Source organism: Acinetobacter schindleri (assembly GCF_010918895.1).
Lineage (GTDB): Bacteria > Pseudomonadota > Gammaproteobacteria > Pseudomonadales > Moraxellaceae > Acinetobacter > Acinetobacter schindleri.
Map to the genome: position 1 here is coordinate 360,350 of NZ_CP044483.1, position 20,149 is coordinate 380,498.

Annotated in this window: 21 protein-coding genes; 9 read left to right on the forward strand and 12 right to left on the reverse strand. The window is 42.8% G+C overall.

Going from position 1 to position 20,149, the window contains the following annotated elements; genetic code table 11:
* The first annotated feature begins 17 nt into the window (after positions 1–17).
* Positions 18–494 carry a Holliday junction resolvase-like protein gene (locus tag FSC11_RS01685; RefSeq protein WP_004809901.1) on the forward strand — a complete coding sequence of 159 codons (477 nt, stop codon included), beginning with the start codon at positions 18–20 and terminating at the stop codon, positions 492–494.
* An 11-nt stretch (positions 495–505) separates the two neighbouring features.
* Positions 506–1,084 (forward strand): hypothetical protein, encoded by a 579-nt coding sequence (locus FSC11_RS01690; RefSeq protein WP_163164795.1) that lies wholly within the window; start codon positions 506–508, stop codon positions 1,082–1,084.
* 14 nt (positions 1,085–1,098) lie between these two features.
* Here FSC11_RS01690 and FSC11_RS01695 read toward each other — a convergent pair whose 3' ends face one another.
* On the reverse strand, positions 1,099–1,725 hold the full coding sequence (locus FSC11_RS01695) for a class I SAM-dependent methyltransferase (protein WP_163164797.1): 627 nt from the start codon (positions 1,723–1,725) through the stop codon (positions 1,099–1,101).
* A 195-nt stretch (positions 1,726–1,920) separates the two neighbouring features.
* Here FSC11_RS01695 and FSC11_RS01700 point away from each other — a divergent pair, with 195 nt between their 5' ends.
* Positions 1,921–2,472 (forward strand): hypothetical protein, encoded by a 552-nt coding sequence (locus tag FSC11_RS01700; RefSeq protein WP_004809895.1) that lies wholly within the window; start codon positions 1,921–1,923, stop codon positions 2,470–2,472.
* Positions 2,473–2,552: 80 nt separating this feature from the next.
* Here the strand turns inward: FSC11_RS01700 and FSC11_RS01705 are convergent, their stop codons facing one another.
* On the reverse strand, positions 2,553–2,885 hold the full coding sequence (locus FSC11_RS01705; RefSeq protein WP_004896192.1) for a HopJ type III effector protein: 333 nt from the start codon (positions 2,883–2,885) through the stop codon (positions 2,553–2,555).
* A gap of 167 nt (positions 2,886–3,052) precedes the next feature.
* On the opposite strand from FSC11_RS01705, the gene crcB reads away from it, so the two are divergent.
* Positions 3,053–3,433: a fluoride efflux transporter CrcB gene (gene crcB, locus FSC11_RS01710; protein ID WP_163164799.1), complete on the forward strand. Its 381-nt coding sequence runs from the start codon at positions 3,053–3,055 to the stop codon at positions 3,431–3,433.
* A gap of 62 nt (positions 3,434–3,495) precedes the next feature.
* On the opposite strand, the gene FSC11_RS01715 is transcribed toward crcB, so the two are convergent.
* Both FSC11_RS01715 and FSC11_RS01720 read right to left on the reverse strand, forming a co-directional pair.
* Complete coding sequence (locus tag FSC11_RS01715) at positions 3,496–3,747, reverse strand: type B 50S ribosomal protein L31 (RefSeq protein WP_004809889.1); 252 nt, start codon at positions 3,745–3,747, stop codon at positions 3,496–3,498.
* 117 nt (positions 3,748–3,864) lie between these two features.
* On the reverse strand, positions 3,865–5,163 hold the full coding sequence (locus FSC11_RS01720) for an ABC1 kinase family protein (RefSeq protein WP_004809887.1): 1,299 nt from the start codon (positions 5,161–5,163) through the stop codon (positions 3,865–3,867).
* Positions 5,164–5,418: 255 nt separating this feature from the next.
* Between FSC11_RS01720 and FSC11_RS01730 the strand changes: the two genes are divergently transcribed.
* On the forward strand, positions 5,419–5,628 hold the full coding sequence (locus FSC11_RS01730) for a DUF1737 domain-containing protein (protein WP_005223403.1): 210 nt from the start codon (positions 5,419–5,421) through the stop codon (positions 5,626–5,628).
* A 238-nt stretch (positions 5,629–5,866) separates the two neighbouring features.
* On the opposite strand, the gene FSC11_RS01735 is transcribed toward FSC11_RS01730, so the two are convergent.
* Positions 5,867–7,225, reverse strand: coding sequence for an MATE family efflux transporter (locus FSC11_RS01735; protein WP_163164803.1), 1,359 nt, complete (start codon positions 7,223–7,225; stop codon positions 5,867–5,869).
* A gap of 40 nt (positions 7,226–7,265) precedes the next feature.
* Positions 7,266–7,724: a DMT family transporter gene (locus FSC11_RS01740; protein WP_048881797.1), complete on the reverse strand. Its 459-nt coding sequence runs from the start codon at positions 7,722–7,724 to the stop codon at positions 7,266–7,268.
* Positions 7,725–7,848: 124 nt separating this feature from the next.
* Between FSC11_RS01740 and hemW the strand changes: the two genes are divergently transcribed.
* Positions 7,849–9,003 carry a radical SAM family heme chaperone HemW gene (gene hemW / locus FSC11_RS01745; protein ID WP_108619217.1) on the forward strand — a complete coding sequence of 385 codons (1,155 nt, stop codon included), beginning with the start codon at positions 7,849–7,851 and terminating at the stop codon, positions 9,001–9,003.
* Positions 9,004–9,122: 119 nt separating this feature from the next.
* Positions 9,123–10,079 carry an HNH endonuclease gene (locus FSC11_RS01750; protein WP_163164805.1) on the forward strand — a complete coding sequence of 319 codons (957 nt, stop codon included), beginning with the start codon at positions 9,123–9,125 and terminating at the stop codon, positions 10,077–10,079.
* Positions 10,080–10,419: 340 nt separating this feature from the next.
* On the opposite strand, the gene FSC11_RS01755 is transcribed toward FSC11_RS01750, so the two are convergent.
* The 5 genes from FSC11_RS01755 to hemF all read right to left on the reverse strand — a co-directional run bounded on the left by FSC11_RS01755 (position 10,420) and on the right by hemF (position 15,514).
* Positions 10,420–10,629 carry a cold-shock protein gene (locus tag FSC11_RS01755; protein ID WP_004786992.1) on the reverse strand — a complete coding sequence of 70 codons (210 nt, stop codon included), beginning with the start codon at positions 10,627–10,629 and terminating at the stop codon, positions 10,420–10,422.
* A gap of 356 nt (positions 10,630–10,985) precedes the next feature.
* Positions 10,986–12,809, reverse strand: a complete 1,824-nt coding sequence (locus FSC11_RS01760; protein WP_163164807.1) for an acyl-CoA dehydrogenase C-terminal domain-containing protein — start codon at positions 12,807–12,809, stop codon at positions 10,986–10,988.
* 391 nt (positions 12,810–13,200) lie between these two features.
* The gene (gene aroE, locus FSC11_RS01765) at positions 13,201–13,989 is read right to left on the reverse strand and encodes a shikimate dehydrogenase (protein ID WP_004809872.1); all 789 of its coding nucleotides are present in this window, start codon (positions 13,987–13,989) and stop codon (positions 13,201–13,203) included.
* A gap of 91 nt (positions 13,990–14,080) precedes the next feature.
* The gene (locus FSC11_RS01770; protein ID WP_163164809.1) at positions 14,081–14,287 is read right to left on the reverse strand and encodes a hypothetical protein; all 207 of its coding nucleotides are present in this window, start codon (positions 14,285–14,287) and stop codon (positions 14,081–14,083) included.
* A 282-nt stretch (positions 14,288–14,569) separates the two neighbouring features.
* Positions 14,570–15,514, reverse strand: coding sequence for an oxygen-dependent coproporphyrinogen oxidase (hemF, locus tag FSC11_RS01775; RefSeq protein ID WP_004809868.1), 945 nt, complete (start codon positions 15,512–15,514; stop codon positions 14,570–14,572).
* A gap of 238 nt (positions 15,515–15,752) precedes the next feature.
* Here hemF and hemN point away from each other — a divergent pair, with 238 nt between their 5' ends.
* A complete protein-coding gene (gene hemN / locus FSC11_RS01780; protein ID WP_163164811.1) occupies positions 15,753–17,126 on the forward strand; it encodes an oxygen-independent coproporphyrinogen III oxidase in 1,374 nt (457 codons plus the stop codon).
* 143 nt (positions 17,127–17,269) lie between these two features.
* On the opposite strand, the gene ribA is transcribed toward hemN, so the two are convergent.
* Positions 17,270–17,872, reverse strand: a complete 603-nt coding sequence (ribA, locus tag FSC11_RS01785) for a GTP cyclohydrolase II (RefSeq protein ID WP_048881805.1) — start codon at positions 17,870–17,872, stop codon at positions 17,270–17,272.
* Between the two features lie 310 nt (positions 17,873–18,182).
* On the opposite strand from ribA, the gene dxs reads away from it, so the two are divergent.
* Positions 18,183–20,087, forward strand: coding sequence for a 1-deoxy-D-xylulose-5-phosphate synthase (gene dxs / locus FSC11_RS01790; protein ID WP_163164813.1), 1,905 nt, complete (start codon positions 18,183–18,185; stop codon positions 20,085–20,087).
* Positions 20,088–20,149 lie beyond the last annotated feature (62 nt).

Sequence of the window (20,149 nt, forward strand, 5' to 3'; positions counted from 1 at the left end):
AAATTAAGGAAGATTGAATGTCCATATGGATGGCAATGTTAATAGGAGCATGTATCGGGATTGTGCTGACCACACTCATTCTGGGGCAAAGCCGTAATGGCCGCATCAAGGCAGAATATGAACAGTACATTGCCGAGCTGGAACTGGAACATCAGCAGGCTCTGACCGCCGCCCAGAAGCGTAGCGTAAATACCAGCCGTGCTGTACTCAAGGGGAAAATGGCCGAACAGTTGGCACCGATTATGCCTGAATTTCAATATTTACCCAGTGATGCAAAGTTCCTGGGTGATCCCGTAGATTATGTGGTTTTCGATGGTTATACCGACTTCCGTGATGGTGATGGTCTGGCTGAAGATATTGAAGTGGTGCTGATCGATATCAAGAGTGGTGGCGCACGGCTGAGCAAAGGGCAACAGGCAATTGCCCGGGCAATTCAGGAAGGACGGGTACGCTTTGAAACCATCCGTATCGATTTTGAAGAATTCGAGGATTAGGAAAAGATCATATGGATAAATTACTGATTACCGCAGCACTATTCGCATTTGGGATCTGGGTCTGGTCAGAGTATTTTCGCGCCATCCCTCATCTGGAAGAAAGCGGCGTCCTTAAGAATTTTAAGGTAGAAGCGGTGCAGCCTGTTTCAGCAACGTATACAGTGCTGGATAAATCGTTCATCAAACCAAACCGTCGGGTTTTGCATCAGGCCAGTCCCTTTGTGGGCAGTTTTAATGATCTGGCCTATGTCAGCAATATTGATGTCTTGCTGACGACTCAGCCTTTGCCCACTATGCAGGCCAGACTGCAGCTCGATCAGCCGAAACGCTGCTTCCAGATTGAAGGTGCGATCAATACAGCGCAGCAGGAAGCAATTAAAACCCATGTACAGCATTTTAGCCTGATTGCCACCAATGAAAATATTGCCAATCAGATTCGCCATCTGAAATCAGGACAGCAGATTCATCTTCAGGGTGACATTGTCACTGTACAGTCGGGTACTACAGGTCAGGCTTTTCAGGCAGGAATCGGGTCGAAACATCGCGCCCAATGTCAGTTGCTTAAAGTGCATGCTATTCAGGTAAATTGATTTTATTTAATGCATCAAACAGGCTTACGTGCCCGGGCCAGCAACATACGCTGTCCAATACTTGGAATACCAGCGGCATCGATATATTTTACTTCATCTAGTTCAAAACCAGCTTCAAGTAAAGCAGTTTCAATATCCCGATCAAGATGGCAGCCATCCGCGACTTTCTTCTGAATCGGAGTCAATAAATACTGTAAACGCTGCACGTTCAGATTCTGCCGATTCAGTACATGTTCTACTACATGCAAAGTTCCACCTGGCATCAGTACCCGGTAAATCTCCTTCAGGCTTTGATGCAGATCAGGAATACTGCAGAGAGTCCAGGTTGAAACTACATTTTCCAGCTGATCACGATCAAAAGGTAATGCTTCAGCACTGGCAAGAATGTGCTCAACCACAAAAGGCGCTGCCTGAATCCGTTCTTGGCCTAATTTAAAAATTTCGGTACTTGGCTCTAAGGCATAGACAGTATCTACGCCTTGATAGAAGGGCAGATTCAGCCCGGTACCGAAACCGATTTCCAGAACTTCACCAGAAACCCCAAGTAGCAGTTCACGGCGCAGATTCATAAGTGATGGGGTTTGCATGACCTGATTTAGTAGGTGCGGGAAAATGTGTTTTTGATAAAGTTTATACAGCATGATTTTAGGTTCAATTTATTGCTGGATTGCGCTTAGCTTAACCGAAAATTCCTTGGTAAATATAATTTTTAGTACGACTCATTCATAGCACATTGTTACCAATTTCAACTATTTCCTTCATAAGTTCGCGCTAAGATATTTGGTAAACAGATGAACTGAGATGGTTGGGATAAAAGCAAGATGAGGTTGAAAAGCATGAAGCATATTGCCCTGTGTCTGGGTCTGATGTTACCGGTGCTGTCACAAGCATCCGTAGAACATAATATTGCCAAAGGCTTGCCGCCCGTGGCAAAAGGCCAGTCAATTTCGGTATTGCAGCCGTTTAAAGGTGATTTCCGGATCTTGGGTTCAAAAATTTATAATAATGATCCGCAGGCCAAGTTTTCTCCAATTGATTATGCAGTAAGTTGGGGACTATTTGCTGAACCAGAAATTGCCCGGCATATCACGGTAAACCAGTATGACCGCTATCTGAACTGGAAAATGGATCGTATTCCAGTGCCTAAAGCACAGGCCATGCAGATGGTATCCAATATGCATATCATTCCTGCCAATCCGCAGATTGCCAAAGCCATTAAACAGGTCAAACGTGGTGATCTGGTCCGCTTGAAAGGCGAGCTGGTTGAAGTGCGAGATAAAGATCTGGTGTGGACCTCATCATTGACTCCAACTGATACAGGTGATGGCGCGTGTGAAGTGTTTCGTGTCAATTCAATTCAGTGGATTGAAAAGGTACAACGTAGCTAGTGATAAAAGTTCATTCATGGCAATTTATAGAAAAAGAAAACCGCTCAAAGGAGCGGTTTTTTTATAGCTTGATTGAGCATTTATTTAGCAGCTAGCGCTTCGCCTTCAAACTGAATACCATCCCAGCCATTGAGCATGAACTGACGGATATTCTGGTGGTCGGTCGCTTCAGGCGTTGCCAGTACTGCGGCATAGTGTTCAGCAAACAGACTTAAGGTTTGCGCCTGATCCAGACCATTCAATTTAGCAAAAGAGAATACTTTTGCACTACCCTGGTTTTCAGTAGCTGCATTGGCTTGTTGCCCATTTTTAAAAGCTGTTGGTGTGTGCTGATAGCGTGCATCAATGAATGCAATTACATCAGCAAATTTTGCTTCGCCAGCTGCCAATTGAGCCAGTAATTCCTGAGCCATGGAGTTTTCCTTTAGAACTTAAATAAATATGAATGGCGTCGAATATACCAATTTTTTGGCAAAGATCCATGTTCATTGTGCAATTTTAGGTGCATGATGTTATTCATTATTCTCGCCCAGTATAAGGGTTGATAACGTATTCAGGATTGAAGGATAACGGAGAGGACATGAACTGGCTTTTGGTGGCAATGGGCGGCGCAATCGGGGCGACACTGCGTTATGCAACAGGTATGCTGATTTTCAAGCCGCAAATATTATTTCCTTGGCCGACCTGGTGGATCAATATTATCGGTTGTTTGTGTGCGGGGATCTTCTTTGCATTTAGCCAAAAATACAGCTTTCTACAGAATGAAGCACGGCTGCTATTCATGGTAGGGGTCTTAGGCGGTTTTACTACTTTTTCCAGTTTTGGTCTGGAAACTTTTCAGCTACTTAAACAGGGGGCGCTAACAATTGCTGTCAGTTATGTCGTATCCAGTGTGATTGTCGGTGTACTGCTACTGGGAATTGGTTTCTATCTGACTCAGCTGGCTTTAGCGCAGGCATAAAAAAGTCAGGAAACTAGGGAGATTTCCTGACAATAGAGGATTTAGAAATGAGACATTAAGATTTAGCTGCGTTTAAAGCGTGCAAAACGTTTATTGAAGCTTGCTACGCGGCCTTCATTACTGGTTTGACGCTGTTCACCGGTATAGAAGGGATGAGACGCACTTGAAATATCGAGAGTGACATAAGGGTAAGTTTTGCCTTCGTATTCACGGGTCTGGCTGGAATTCATGGTGCTGCCAATAACGAAATAAACATCGGCATTGGTGTCATGAAATAGTACTTCACGATACTCTGGATGGATATCTGGACGCATATTTTTACCTTGCTTGAACAACAATGACTAGATTTAATGTTATGTTATAATATAACAATATTATTTTCAATATAAGCCCGGTAACGATGTGTATCCTGGTGTAACTCTTGTTAAAGCTTAGGCACGTTTCGGCACCAGCTCCTCAAATACATCACTGAGATCATCTTTAACTTTTAAATGAATCAGGTTCCAATATTGTCCTGAAATGGTCCGGTTTACCATCAAAGTATCAGGAGAAGGTTTAAAAACGTCCCAATATTTTAAGGATGGCTTGATCAGCTCTACACCGTCATGGTGCGCCGAGTTTTCCTCAAAATCATAATAGCCATTTAGTGGGCGTAACAGTACTTCCAGCCACTGTTCATACAGTTCCTGAGGGAATTTTCCAAGCTCTGTAAGTGACTTAAGCGAGTCTAGCTGTTGCTCGATCATCGGAATATTCTGTTCCCGAGCTGCATGTACTAACTCTCTAAAATGACCAATCACTTCAGTAGATAAAGTTTTTACACCACCGAAATCGTAAATAATCACTGTGCCATCTTCACGGAAGGCGAAGTTACCCGGATGCGGGTCACAGTGGAAACGACGCAGATAGAAAATTTCCTGGCCAATGGCACGGAACAGGCGACGACCCAGATCATTACGGATTTCTACCGGCCAAGTACTGGCAGTTTCAATACTTTCACCATGTTCCAGACTTAAAGTCAGAATATGCCGTGACGAATAATCCGGATAGACTTGTGGAATCACAATTTTGCTATCCAGTGTTTCGTGGAAAGCACGAGCAACCTCTAAATTTTGTGCTTCGATTTCATAGTTTAGCTCATCGTCCAGACTGTGCTGAATTTCCTTAAACAGCTGATCTTGCAGTTTACGGTCAATTTTCAATACACCCATCAGACGTAACGCCAGACGGACCTGTTTTAGGTCGCTTTCACAAGCTTCTTCCACACCCGGATATTGCACTTTCACCACGACTTGCTGACCATTCGGCAAGGTGGCTTTATGCACCTGACCAATCGAGGCAGCCGCAAAAGGTTTAGGTTCAAAATCCTGGAAGATCTGCTCCAGCGGTTTGCCAAGCTCTTTTTCAACCTGTGCTTTAATCACATTAAACGGCATGGCTGGCGCCTGACGTTGCAGCTTGGAAATGGCACGTGCGACTTCAGGCGGAAAAATATCTTTATATTGAGAAGCGATCTGACCGACTTTCATCACTGCGCCTTTCATTTCTCCAAGGGTATCGGCAATCTGTACACCAATATCCTGAAAAAGTTTGCTGCGCGCTGCATTTTTCTGCTCTTCGTCGGCAGTTAAATTTTTAATAGAATTTGATAATGTTTTGCTGGCGATACTTGCTGTCATACCGGCAAGTTTCATAAAGCGACGACCGGGTGTGCTAGCCGTTTTTGCCATGCGGAATTCCTCAAAATCATCTTTTTAATGCTGTCTTTGATCATAGGCGACAAAGGCGTAAATGCCTATAACTAATTGTAGAGGTTGTGTTGCCAGCCCAATCTCATACTTCACAATTTCTTCAATAGTCTTCCAAAAACTATGCCAATACCACTTTGATTCATTACTTAGAGTGATTGGATTCACCATTAATTGTGAGTTTTTATGCATTGATGAGATTAGAATAGTCAGCATGATTTAAGCTAAGATTATTCCATGAAAGTTTATCGTTATTTTACCGGCAAGGATGATGTGCATTTTTGTGCCCGTGTCACCAAGGCATTAAATGAAGGCTATGAGCTGTATGGTTCACCAACCATGACTTTTAATGGGACAGAAGTGATTGTGGGGCAGGTTGTCATTAAAGAAGTAGCAGATGAATCTGAGATTCCCCAAGGTTTAAAAGCAGCTTTAGAAACAAACTAGAGTTTTGAATGATCATGCCCTCAGTGTTTCATTCGCATTTTTATCTTATTGTGTAGGTGGTTTTTACTTTCGCAGCGGCAAAAGTAATAAAACCCCTTTATTAATCTGATGCTCTATCCTGAGCACGCTTTAAGCACTGCTTTAAAGCATGGCACAAGACCACTGATCAACGGCGACATCCATGTCGCTTGCGAGCTAATTGAATATAGGATTGAGAATTCATCCTTTTTAATTCTTTTTAAGCCTGCTGAATTAAACGTTTATTGTTGCCATAAAGGCGCATCAGCAGTAGTACACAGGCCACACTCAGACCGACAATCAGCCCTACCCAGACACCTGCCGCACTCATATCCGTAAATCTGGACAGATAGACACCGACCGGGAAGGCAATCACCCAATAAGCAATCATGGTGATCCACATCGGGCCTTTGGTATCTTGCATACCACGTAAGCAACCTGCCGCACTGATCTGCCAGGCATCCATCAGCTGATAGGCAATAGCAAATAGCACCAGATACACTGCGATCTGGGAGACCTGCATTTCTGAGGTATACAGCGCCACAATCTCATGCTTAAAGAACCACAGCAGCAGCATGGTCAATACGGCGAGTATAGTAGCAGTGGCTAAACCCAGCCATTGCACCTGACGCATCGCGACCCAGTTTTTCTCGCCATAATAGGTTCCAACACGGATCGTCAAAGCAATTGCTAAAGACATCGGAATCATAAATAGCTGCGATGTAATGGAGATCGCAATTTGATGTGCTGCGACAATAGTTTCACCCAGCGGACTCAGGACAATCGCTGCCGTACTGAAAATGCTCACTTCAAAGAAAATTGCCAGACCAATCGGTAAGCCTAGCTTGAGAATACGTTTGAGCCAGTAAGTATTAATTTTTTCCCAGTGAGTAAAGGGTTGGGTTGCCTGATAGGACTTATTTTTTAAAATATAAATCGCGAGCGTAATCAGCATCAGCCATTGCAGAATCGCTGTAGCAAAACCACAACCAGCGCTGCCCAATGCAGGAATTGGACCGAAACCATACATGAAAATAAAGTTGAGTGGTATTAATGCCAGCAGGGCCAATAGACTGATTACAGTGACTGGGCGTGGATAACCGATTGCCTCGGAATAGCCACGCAGTGCTGCATACATAGTCACGGCTGGCATACCAAAACCAATGGCATGCAGGAACAGGCCAGCCTTAGGCTGCAAGCTTTCCGGCACACCCAGCAAAGGTAGGGTTAGAGGTAAAATCTGCAAAACTAGCCCTGCGATTACTCCGAGTACTAAAGCCACCCAAAGGGATTGACGGGCAATCGTTGAAATTTTCTCGGGAGTGCGAGCACCGTAAGCTTCAGCCACTAAAGGAGTAGTAGCAATCATGATGCCACTAAATAATAACATCACCGGAATCCATAACCCGACCCCGACTGCAATGGCTGCCAGATCAGTTGCAGACAGATGCCCTGCCATAATAGTATCAATCAGACCAAGACCAGCTTGGGAAAACTGGGTGATCAAAATGGGCAACATTAAGGTGAACAGTCGTTTTAATTCAAAGCTTAGGGTTGTGGCTGACGAAACATTCGACACAAAAAATACTCATCTTTCATCATGTGCTTAGATATAAGGTTTAGCGTTGTAAAGTGAGAAGCACACCAATAAAAATCACCACGCCACCCAGAAGACGTTGCCAGTTGAGTTGTATTTTTTCACTGTCGAACCAGCCAAAATGATCAATGATCATGGAAGAGACCAGCTGTCCAAAAATCACCAAAGCAGACAAAGTCAGTAGCCCAAGCTTAGGTGCACTATAGATGCTCATGCTAATCGCATAGACACCGATGACACCGCCCAGCCATAAATACCAGGGCAATTGCGTAAATGTACTGAGGCTCGGTTTATCCACCTGTTGAAAAAATACCAACACAGCAAGCAATATTGTACCAATCAGAAAGGAGAAAAGGGCAGCTTGTAAGGGAGAATATAAATATTCCCGTAGCTGGGTATTGATACCGGTCTGAAAACTTAAAGCAATACCAATTGCCATTGCCAAAGGGATAAACAGCAGGATCTCGGAAGATATTTTCATTCTCAGGGTCTTGTTTTTGTTGAGTTAAAATGAGTCTACTGTAAAGCGGGTGAGAATTCATAAGCAGGGTACTTTTGTCATGCTAAAATACAACAAAATTCATCTGATGTTCTGAGCACTGTCCTTGACTGATTTAAATCCTGCCGCTATTCCCTTGTCCCTGTATATTCATATGCCATGGTGTGTGCGTAAATGTCCATATTGTGATTTTAATTCGCATGCGGTACCAGATGGCAAGCTGTCTCTGGATCTTGAGCAGGAATATTTGCATGCCTTGGTTGAGGACTTTAAGACCCAGCTTGACTTTGCACACGGACGTCAGATTCATAGTGTATTTATTGGTGGGGGTACACCATCTCTCATTTCTGCTCAAGGTTATCAGTGGTTATTTAGTCAATTAAAAGCACTACTTCCTTTTGAAGAACGCTGTGAAATCACCTTGGAAGCCAATCCAGGCACAGTAGAGCATGATCCATTTGCGGGTTACCTGGCAGCGGGTATTAACCGTCTTTCGATCGGTGTACAAAGCTTTAATACTGAGCATTTGAAAAAGCTGGGGCGTATTCATAGTAATGAAGATGCGATCTCGGCAATTGCGCATGCGAAAGAGACAGGTTTTGAGCGCATTAATGTTGATCTGATGCATGGATTACCAGAACAGACTTTAGAACAGGCTTTAAATGACTTGAAATTAGCTGTGGAAAATGGAGCGACTCATATTTCCTGGTATCAGCTCACTATTGAACCCAATACGGTGTTTTTCCGTACGCAGCCCATTTTACCTATGGATGAGGTCTTGGAAGATATTCAGGAACAGGGTGAGGCTTATTTAAAAGCTCAGGGCTTTATCAATTATGAAGTCTCGGCTTGGCGTAAAGAGTTACCGTCAGCACATAACCTGAATTACTGGCAGTTTGGTGATTATTTATCAATTGGGGCAGGGGCACATGGGAAAGTCACCCAAGCTGATGGGGTCTATCGTTTCCAGAAAACCCGTTTGCCGAAAGATTATTTAGCGAAGGTGCCAGCAGAACATTTGCAGTTTAAACGGATTGAAGCTGAAGATATGCCGTTTGAATTTATGATGAATGCCTTGCGTTTAAATAATGGTGTAACAGCAAAGTTGTATACAGAGCGTACTGGCCTTAGTCTGGATGGTCTGAATGCATTATTAACTTCACTGCGTCAACGTAAACTCATGGTTGAGGATCCAGAACGTCTGGCTTGTACCGAGCAGGGGCATGTATTTTTAAACTCAGTACTGGAAGAGTTTTTATAAGCCGGTGGATTTCTATTCAATAAAGTTTAATTCCATCTGCCTCTATTAATTTCTCAATAATTTTGTGATTATTCAAATATTAAGTCATTTGAATAACATAACAATATTGTGAGGGGCGGGTGAGTTCTTTATTAGATTTCTACAAAGTAGAATTAGACGATGCACGTTTTTTTATTTTTGATAGTAAAAGTGATCATCTGGTTTATGGTGACTTGGATTTTGAGGAATATCATTGGGACAAAGCAAAATTTAATAAAGTTCGTCCAGGTGATTTCTTTCTCTACCGTCGACCACAAAAAGCTTCAGAAATAAAAAACCAATTCTATATTTACGGTGCTGGCCGCATTGGTCAGATGATTGAAGTTCCGAATGCATCTAGGCCCGATAAAGTTCGTCAAAAGCCAGTCTATGCCACTATTGAACAAGGCATTGCCTTTGAAAATCCTATCCTGCAATCCGATTTGGAAAATTTTCAGTGGAGCTTTAAGACCCGTGGCCCAACTTGGGAATATTGTTTCCAGCAATATGGTATGAATGAAATCCATGCTGATGATTTTTGGCGATTGCTGAATATTGGGGTGCAAGGTAATACTTATGAATTCAATGCATCCCAAACTCGTGTAGAGCAAGAAGTTGCTGATTATTTTGTTGAAGATAAGCGTGCCCATGTCAAGATCCGAGGCGTTGAACAAAGAGAATTTGCTTTAAAAGTAAAGCTCAATTATCAATATCAATGTGCAATTTCAGGGATCAAAACCAAAGATTTTCTAGTAGCTTCACATATCATTCCTTGGTCAGAAAATTATGCGCAACGAACTAACCCACGGAATGGAATTTGTCTATCTTCTCTGTTAGATAAAGCTTTTGATACTGGTTTTATGACTATTGATGAAAAGTTTAAAGTTTGTATCGCGAATAAAGCACTACACGACCAGTCTTTATATATTTATTTAAAACAGTATGAGGGGCAGAGATTACAGGTGCCAAAGAGCTATCAGCCCGATCAAAACTTTTTAGCTTGGCATCGGCAGCATGTATTTTTAGATAATCAAAGTACCGATATCAGCTTTAAGTAAGAGTAAGCAATAGATTAACCTTTGATATCATTTTGATTTTTTGAAAAATAAAAAAGCCCGATGGATTACCTAGGCTTTTTCTTCTATTTCGACTATGCATTCAAGTCATTCGTATTAACGAAGCTTAGGCGATATTTTGTAATATGAGCTGTTGCGATGATTATGACTTAGTGTAATTTTTTACATGACTGTAATCAGATGGAGAAATTGGACAGAGCATTTTGAATAAAAATATAAGGTTTATAAAAAATATAACTTTAATGGGCTGATCTAAAATAAATATTTATTTATGGCACAAAAAAAGCACTCTAATGAGTGCTCTTTTTCATCTTAGCAACGATTAGATTGCAGTGATGTTAGTCGCTGTAGGGCCTTTTTGACCTTGAGCAACGCTGAAAGAAACCTTTTGGCCTTCAGCTAAAGTTTTGAAACCTGAACCTTGGATTTCGCTGAAGTGAGCGAAAACGTCTGGACCGTTGTCTTGTTGAATGAAGCCAAAACCTTTAGTTTCGTTGAACCACTTTACTGTACCAGTAACTGTATTAGACATAATATAACCTATTGAGTTTTATTGATTTATAGTCAATCTATGGGATGACTAAGATGTAACTTGGAAAAATAGACTGGATGGAGCTTTTGATCTATAAAAACGGAGGTTTATGACTAAAACTGCGATACTTAAAGAAGACTAACCAAAACAAGAATTTTTCTAGTTGCAACCATCATACCCTGAATTCAGAGATATTCAAGCTGTATATCACTATTATTTTTTATGCAGTTGATATCACTTAAAATAAAATTGTAGAAAAATTATACAGAATTAAAAAATCAAGGACTTAATATGCTTTAACAAAAAGAGCGCCGTGGCGCTCTTTTTGTTATTTGACTTTCAAAGTCAGTGAAAACTTAGTAATCGAAACTGAAGTGCTCAGATGCCAGTGAAGTCATCGTTTTAGATGGGTTGACCATGGCTTCAGCATGACCTTGAGTACGCGGCAACATGCGCTCAAAGTAGAAATCAGCTGTCTTGATTTTTGCCTTATAGAACTCAGGAACTTCAGTACCGTTGCCCTCAGCCAGTTTTGCGGAAGCTACCGCAGCCTGTTGTGCCCAGAAGTATGCCATCATCACATAGCCTGAGAACATCAGGAAATCTACAGATGCAGAAGAAACGATATCACGGTCCTTACGTGCAGCCAGCATGATACGAACCGTTAATGCATTCCATTGTGCGCAAAGTTTGGTTAAGTCCCAAGCAAAACGACGCATGTATTTGTTACGTGCATGTTGACCACAGAATTTCAGGATTTCTGCCGTGTAATCACGAATCACTTTACCTTTAGAAGTTAACAGTACTTTACGGCCAATCAGATCTAGTGCCTGTACACCTGTTGTACCTTCATAAAGAGTAGAGATACGCGAGTCACGTACGATTTGTTCCATGCCCCATTCTTTGATATAGCCATGACCACCAAAGACTTGCATACCGTGATTGGCTGCTTCATAGCCCAGTTCAGTCAGGAAACCCTTCAGAATAGGGGTATAGAAACCTAAGTGATCATCATGCGCCTCGAAAGCTGCTGTATCGCCACGAACCAGAGCATCATTCATTTTGTCTGCAATTTGTGCTGCATGATAAATCATTGCACGACCGCCTTCAGCAATTGCTTTTTGCGTCAATAGCATACGGCGAACATCAGCATGGTGAATGATGGCATCAGCTACTTTTTCTGGTTCTTTCTTGCCAGAAAGGGCACGCATCGACATACGTTCTTTGGCATAAGGCAGGGCTCCTTGGAAAGACAGCTCTGCATGACAGATACCCTGAATTGCAGTACCGATACGTGCCGTATTCATAAAGGTAAACATTGCATGCAGACCTTTATTCTTTTCACCAATCAGGTAACCAACCGCATTGTCAAAGTTCAGTACAGCTGTTGCAGATGCACGGATTCCCATTTTGTGTTCAATCGAACCACAAGTGACCGGATTGCGTTCACCAATGCCGCCATCAGCTGCCGGAATGAATTTCGGTACGATGAACAGGGAAATACCTTTAGTGCCTGCAGGTGCATCTGGCAGGCGTGCAAGTACGATATGAATGATATTTTCAGTCAGATCGTGTTCACCCGCCGAGATGAAGATCTTGGTACCTGAAATGGCATACGTGCCATCTGCATTTGGCTCAGCTTTGGTTTTTACTTGACCCAAGTCGGTACCACATTGCGGCTCAGTCAAACACATGGTGCCAGACCATGTGCCTGCTACCAGGTGAGGCAGGTAAAGATTTTTTTGTTCATCTGAACCAAATTGAATGATGGTATTAATACAGCCGATACTTAAACCTGGATACATTTGGAATGACCAGTTTGCAGTGCCCATCATTTCAGACTTAACCAGATTCAAAGATTGTGGAAGGTTTTGACCGCCAAATTCTTCAGGATAAGAAAGACCTTGCCAGCCGCCTTGTACGAACTGTTCGTATGCTTCCTTGAAGCCTTTAGGCGTAGTGACTTCATCATTTTCAAAATGACAGCCTTCCAGATCACCACTTTGATTCAATGGAGACAGTACATTTTCACAGAAATCTGCTGCACCTTCCAGAATCATGTCCACGGTATCAGCATCGGCATATTCACCATTTGATAGTGTCTGGTAATGTGCAGGGTAATCAAGCACTTCATTCATAAGGAAGCGAATGTCACGTAAGGGGGCTTTATATGCTGGCATGCGTTTTAATCCTGATTAATAGTTTTGGATTATCTGTATCGATTCTTTGATTATTCACATTGCGGCTAAAAATACATTGATAAGGCAAGCAAATAAAAATGTCAGAAAGGCGAATCGAGGAGATAGGAAAATTAGGGTGATTCAGGTTAAAGATATGGGCTAATAATAAATAGCTGAAAAATAAAAAAGACTTATATGAAACGACTTTAATAGATAATTATTCTGTTTGTCTAGGTGGTTTTTTGGGTGAATTGTACACAAGTGTTATTGTTTGAAAATAAACAGAAGTGCTGTCATTAAATCCACTTATTGCTCTGTAGATTTCCTTCTGTCGGAAAATCAAAAGAGCCTCCATAGAGACTCTTGAATCATATTAAAAGCTTAAACGGGCTTAAAGGAAATCTTTGAGCTGTGGCTTGACCCCATTCCAGATCGAGAAAGATTCAATCGCTTGACCAACCAGCATGCCAAAACCTTCAGCGCTAGGAACACCACGCGCACGGGCTTGATCTAAGAAAGTAGATGGTTTGCCATACGCCATTTCATAAGCGTGTTTAAACTGCAGTGCTTCCGGCAGGATTAAGGCATCACCACTCAAGCTGGCAGAAGTTGCATTGATAATGATATCGAAATCACCCGCCAGATCAGTTAAAGCAATCGCTTGCAGTTCAGCTTGTGGTACTGCATCTTTTAAATCCGCAATCAGCTGTTCGGCACGGGTGAGGGTACGATTAGCAATAACAATTTTCTTCACACCTGCCTGTACCAGTGGATAGATCACCCCACGAGTCGCACCACCAGCGCCAATAATCAGAATATCGGTATTTTCTAAGTTCCAGTCTAAAGCACGAATAGCTTCAACCAGACCTTGACCATCGGTATTATCACCATGCAGGACGCCATTTTCCATCCATAGTGTATTTACTGCACCGGCAATACGAGCGCGTTCAGTCAGCACTTGACACTGAGCATAAGCTTGTTCTTTAAACGGGACCGTGACATTCATACCGATACCGCCTTGGGCAAAGAAGTCCTGAATATTGGCTTCAAAGCCATCCAGCGGAGCCAGACGTTTACTATAGGTGAGATCAATACCGGTTTTAGCGGCAAATGCATGATGCAATTCTGGAGAACGTGATTGTTCAATCGGGTTGCCAACAACAGCAAATTGTTTGCTCATTTCACAGTGTCCATGTGCTAAAATGCTCAACAATATACGTGAAAACAGGTAGGGACTAAAGTATTGAAAGGTCTAATTCTAGGGGCTTATTTTAGGAGTTACAGGTTTTAATAATGCGTTCAGTCAGAAGCAGGGCACCACTTAAGATAATACCGATAATCATAATAATGCTGACACTGATTGCCAGACTGTCCAAGATAAGATCCTTTGTTAAGAATGTTGTAGTAATTGCGCTGACTGTAACGGCCAGAAATACCCAAATCATCAGCACATGACTTTTGAAATGTCGTAGCTGCATATATTTTTACCCAATATTTTTTAAGATTTTACTATACAGCAGAGCTTGTGACGAAGTGAGGACATTTCTGCTTATTTATATAAAGAAAAGTTTCTAAATGTTTATAGGAAAATTTTTCGTTCAAATTAATAGTCTTGAAGAATCACTTTTGTAAATTTAGGAACGAATTAATTGCATGGAGTTTTCAGGAGAAAAAAATTAGAGGTATTGTAAGCAAAAAATAATTGGAACAGTTTTATAAAAAATGCCCTCAAACTGAGAGCATTTTGGTTAAGCGTACACCTACTTCTTTAACTCTTTCAGCCAATCTCGTGGCTTTAAATAATAATCGGTGAGTTGTTTCTCTGGTGAACCTTCGGCCCATTCCGGACGATAAGACCAGCCAGTGAGTGGTGGCAGACTCACTAGAATGGATTCGATCCGACCACCGGTCTGTAAGCCAAACAAAGTACCACGGTCATAAACCAGATTATATTCAACATAACGACCACGACGATACAGTTGAAACCCACGCTGTGCTTCGCTATAAGGTTTGTCCTGATTGCGCTGGAAAATCGGAATAATGGCATCTAAGTAACCATTGCCCACCGCCTGCATATATTTAAAACAGGTTTCAAAATCCCATTGGTTCAGGTCATCAAAGAACAGGCCACCGACACCGCGCTGTTCATCACGGTGCTTTAAGTAGAAATAATCATCACACCATTTTTTATGCTGTGCATAAACTTCTTCGCCAAATGGCGCACACAGGTCATGCGCCGTCTGATGCCATGAAAGAACATCTTCATCATTCGGATAGAACGGCGTCAGATCGAAACCACCGCCAAACCACCAGATCGGATCTTGGCCTTCTTTTTCAGCAACAAATAGGCGCACATTGGCATGTGAGGTCGGCACATTTGGATTTTTGGGATGGATCACCAGTGAGACACCCATCGCTTGTGCCTTAGCCCCGGCAATTTGTGGATGACGTTCAGTGGCTGAAGCCGGTAGTTTAGAAATATTGATGTGCGAGAACATCACCCCACCTTTTTCAATCACTGTCCCATTTTGCAGCACACGTGAACGGCCACCACCACCTTCAGGTCGCTCCCAGTCATCAATAATAAATTCAGCTGAGCCACCACCAGCACGTTCTTGTTGTTCGAGAGCCGCACAGATGCGCGCCTGTAAGTCGAGGAGGAATTCGCGTACGCGTTGAATATCCGCAGAAGTTGGATGCTGCATCAAAGCCCTCATGGGGAGAAAGAAAGACTTTTTACATCAAAGCATAAAATGGTATAAAAATTAAGATGTATTTGCCGATACTAATGATCTAAAAAGACTTTGTGTTCACAGTAAATTAAAGCAGGGTAGCGTATTAAATCCGACCGAGATGCTAGGTTGAATTCTTTTTTCGAGCCCCACACAATAGCTTTAGATGGCCCATGCTTGGGTGAATTTTCGATGGTCATAGGTGGATATTATGTCGGTTCAGGCTACTTCCCTCATTCAAAAATACAATGTCCCAGGTCCACGCTATACCAGTTATCCAACTGTACCGTATTGGGAAGAACAGTACTTTTCTCTGGAACAGTGGAAACAGACTTTAAAGCGCTCTTTTACCGAATCGAATCAGAAAGAAGGCATTAGTCTATATATCCATCTTCCCTTTTGTGAAAGCTTGTGCACTTTCTGCGGATGCCATAAACGTGTTACCAAACGGCATGAAGTCGAGCAACCCTATATTCAGGCGGTGCTGAAGGAATGGGATCTGTACTGCGAATTATTGGAAGAAAAGCCAATGATCAAGGAAATCCATTTGGGTGGTGGTACACCGACTTTTTTCTCGATTGAGCACTTAACTCAACTGATTAAAGGTATCTTGGCTAAGGCTGAAATAGCGTCTGAGCATGAATTCAGCTTTGAAGGCCATCCAAACAATACCACGCGTGAGCATCTGCAAGGCTTATATGACATGGGCTTTCGCCGGGTCAGCTATGGCGTGCAGGACTATAATGAAACTGTGCAGAAAGCCATTCACCGCATTCAGCCTTATGAAAATGTCAAACAGGTCACCGAATGGGCGCGTGAAATAGGTTACACCTCGATTTCGCATGATCTGGTCTTTGGCTTACCATTTCAGAGCCTAGATGATGTACTCAATACTATTGGTCAAACCAATACCTTAATGCCGGACCGTTTAGCCTTATATAGCTATGCCCATGTGCCATGGATCAAGGGCAATGGCCAGCGCGGTTTTAAAGATGCCGATGTGCCTAAAGATGAAATCAAGCGTCAGTGCTATGAAGAAGGCAAGAAGAAACTGTTGGCACATGGCTACCATGAAATTGGCATGGATCATTTTGCGCTAGAAAGTGACAGCATGTATCAGGCTTTTAAGGAAGGGTCTTTGCACCGTAACTTTATGGGGTATACCGCATCTAAAACCCAAGTCATGATCGGGCTAGGGATTTCATCAATCAGTGATAGCTGGTACAGCTTTGCCCAGAATGTAAAAACTATTGAAGAATATTATGAATGTCTGGAACAGAATGAGATTCCAGTCGTTAAAGGGCATGTATTAAGTCGGGAAGATTTAATCATCCGTAAGCATATACTGAATCTGATGTGCAGCTTCACCACTTCCTGGGCAGATGATCACATGCAATTTGCTGAAATTGACGCAGTACTAGAACAGCTCAAAGAAATGTCACAGGATCAGTTGATTAAAATTGTAGACTCATCAGTCACAATTTTGGAGAAAGGGAAACCTTTTGTACGTAATATCTGTATGGCTTTTGACCTGAGATTAAAACGTAAAATGCCGGAGAACCGGATTTTTTCGATGACGATTTAGAAATCCCTTCAATCCTCCCTTTCTTACACTTCAACTTAAAGCAGTGCTTAAGTCTTGCTTAGGGAGGCTTTTCCCCCCCCATTAAGAAAGGGGAGGAACTCCCTCCTTTAGCAAAGGAGGGTTGGGGTGGATTTGTATGAAAGCTAAAAATCATCCTTCCGATACAGATGCGCCATACGTTCATGCTTGGTCTTAAGATACTGTTCATTAAATGGATTTAGACCAACCGTCAGCGGTACACGATCCACCACATTAATACCCAAATCTTTAAGTGCATTGATTTTTGTAGGGTTGTTGGTAATCAAACGTACTGCTTTTACCCCTAAATGATCCAGCATGATGCTACACATATCGTATTGGCGTGCATCGGCTGGCAGGTTCAGCATCAGGTTGGCATCTACGGTGTCATGACCTTGATCCTGCAGGGCATAGGCACGGATTTTATTGGTCAAACCAATCCCGCGGCCTTCCTGACGCAAATACAGAATCACACCACGACCGACTTCATTAATCAGCTTTTGTGTCGCCTGAAGTTGCGGTCCACAATCACATTTCAGTGAGGCAAAAGCATCACCCGTCAAACACTCAGAATGTACACGTACCAGCACGGGTTCATCACTCGATTCTTCCAGTCCTTTAGATAACGCGACATGTTCTTCGCCAGTCTTAGGGTCTTGAAAAACAGTAATTTTAAATTCACCATGAGCGGTAGGTAATCTTGATGTTGCGACAAACTCGATAGGCACAGCTGAACCCGTTAAATCCTGAAATTGCTCAAAGTATAGCGTAATGATTGGACATTAGTAGGGTTGCATAGATGAATTTCTGGAGAACATTTTCTTTTTTGTATAAAGCGAACGATAATAGTTGATAAACAGTAAGATTATTCAGGATAATCGTATTCTGCAAATTTTGCCCTGATCAAGATCATTGTTTAATATTGCGCCGTTAACAGCTTTAGTCAATTGAAGCTGCTACAATTCGACTATATGATCGGGACTCCCCATAGACAGACCTAGCTTAGGATTTGCCAGGCTTTTGAAGGCTTTGCCATTTATGCTGTATACAGAAATACCAACTCAACGCCCTGTAACACCGTTGCTTGATGCGATCGATCATCCAAAGCAATTGCGTTCACTTGAGCAAAATCAGCTTGAGCAGGTGGCCGATGAGTTACGTCAGTACATTTTGTATGCTGCAGGACAAAGTGGTGGGCATTTTGGTGCCAATCTGGGAGTGATTGAGCTGACTGTGGCTTTGCACTACTGCTTCAATACCCCAGACGACCGCCTGATCTGGGATGTAGGTCATCAGGCATATCCGCATAAAGCCTTAACTGGTCGCCGTGAGCAATTAACCACGATTCGTGCTAAAGATGGCTTGGCCGCATTCCCGGCGCGTGATGAATCTGAATTTGATACTTTCGGGGTAGGGCATTCTTCTACTGCGATTTCAGCAGGCTTGGGCATGGCCTTGGCGCGTCGCTATCAAAAGAATCCATGTGAAGTGGTGTCCATTATTGGTGATGGTGCAATGACGGCAGGTATGGCCTTTGAAGCCATGAATGACGCCGTCGCGCACAATGCAGATCTGATGGTGGTGCTGAATGATAATGACATGTCGATTTCCTGCAGCACTGGTGGTTTTGCCAAGCATCTCGCTGCACTGTGGGAACGTGGTGAGTCGGTGAATATTACTGAAGAGGGTGAAGCCTTCGTTCAGCCGCATCCAGAATGGGTGTATAACTCACGTCTGCATTGTGCCGCGACTGATGCTGCCGATAACCTGTTTAAGGCGATTGGTTTTGATTATTTTGGTCCTTATGATGGTCATGATCTGAGTCAATTGGTGCATGTGTTTAATGCACTGAAAAAGCGTAAAGGTCCACGTCTGATTCATGTCTATACCAAAAAAGGCAAAGGCTTTGCTCCAGCAGAAGCAGAACAAATTAAATATCATGCGATTAGTCGTTTAAATGCAGGATCTACTGTAAATCCAGCACCAAAATATTCTGATGTCTTTGGTCAGTGGTTGTGTGATGAAGCGGCGAAAGATGACCGTTTGCTGGCCATTACTCCAGCCATGTGTGAAGGCTCAGGCATGGTGGAATTTGCTAAGCAATATCCTGAACGTTTCTTTGATGTCGCGATTGCAGAACAGCATGCGGTAACGCTAGCAGCAGGTATGGCTTGCGAAGGTTTGAAGCCGGTTGTAGCGATCTATTCAACGTTTTTACAACGTGGTTATGACCAGTTAGTACATGATGTGGCGCTACAAAATCTGGATGTGACGTTTGCTATCGATCGTGCTGGTCTGGTTGGTGAAGATGGTCCGACCCATGCCGGAGCATATGACTATGCTTATATGCGTACTATTCCAAACCTGGTGATCATGGCGCCAAAAGACGAAAATGAATGTCGCCAGATGCTACACACTGCCTATCTCTATAAAGGTCCGGCAGCAGTACGTTATCCGCGTGGGAGTGGTCTGGGTGTCGAGATTCAGCAGGATATGATTGAATTACCAATGGGTCAGGCTGAAATCGTAGCGAGCTTTAATAGTCAGCATGATGACTATATCTCTGTACTGGCATTTGGTAGTCGAGTGCAGGCCGCTATCGATGCAGCCCAAGCCTTTGCTGCAAAACATGATGTGGCAGTACGTGTGGTGAATATGCGTTTCATTAAACCACTGGATACCCAAATGCTGGATGATATTGCGCCAAGTACCACTCTGTTCGTGACAGTCGAAGAACATGCAGTGATGGCAGGTGCGGGCAGTGCAGTCAATGAATATCTGGCTAAAGCGCAGATCGTAAAACCAATTTTAAATCTTGGTCTTGCTGATACCTTTATGGCGCAAGCGACCCATGCACAGATGCTGCAACAGGCAGGACTTGATGCTCAAGGCATTGAAAAGTCAATGAATCAGGCCTGGTCTTCACTTACCCAGCCAGTCTGAAACAACGTCTTCAAAATTTTAGACACATTTTTTCCCAAAAAGCCCTTATATTTGCTAAAATG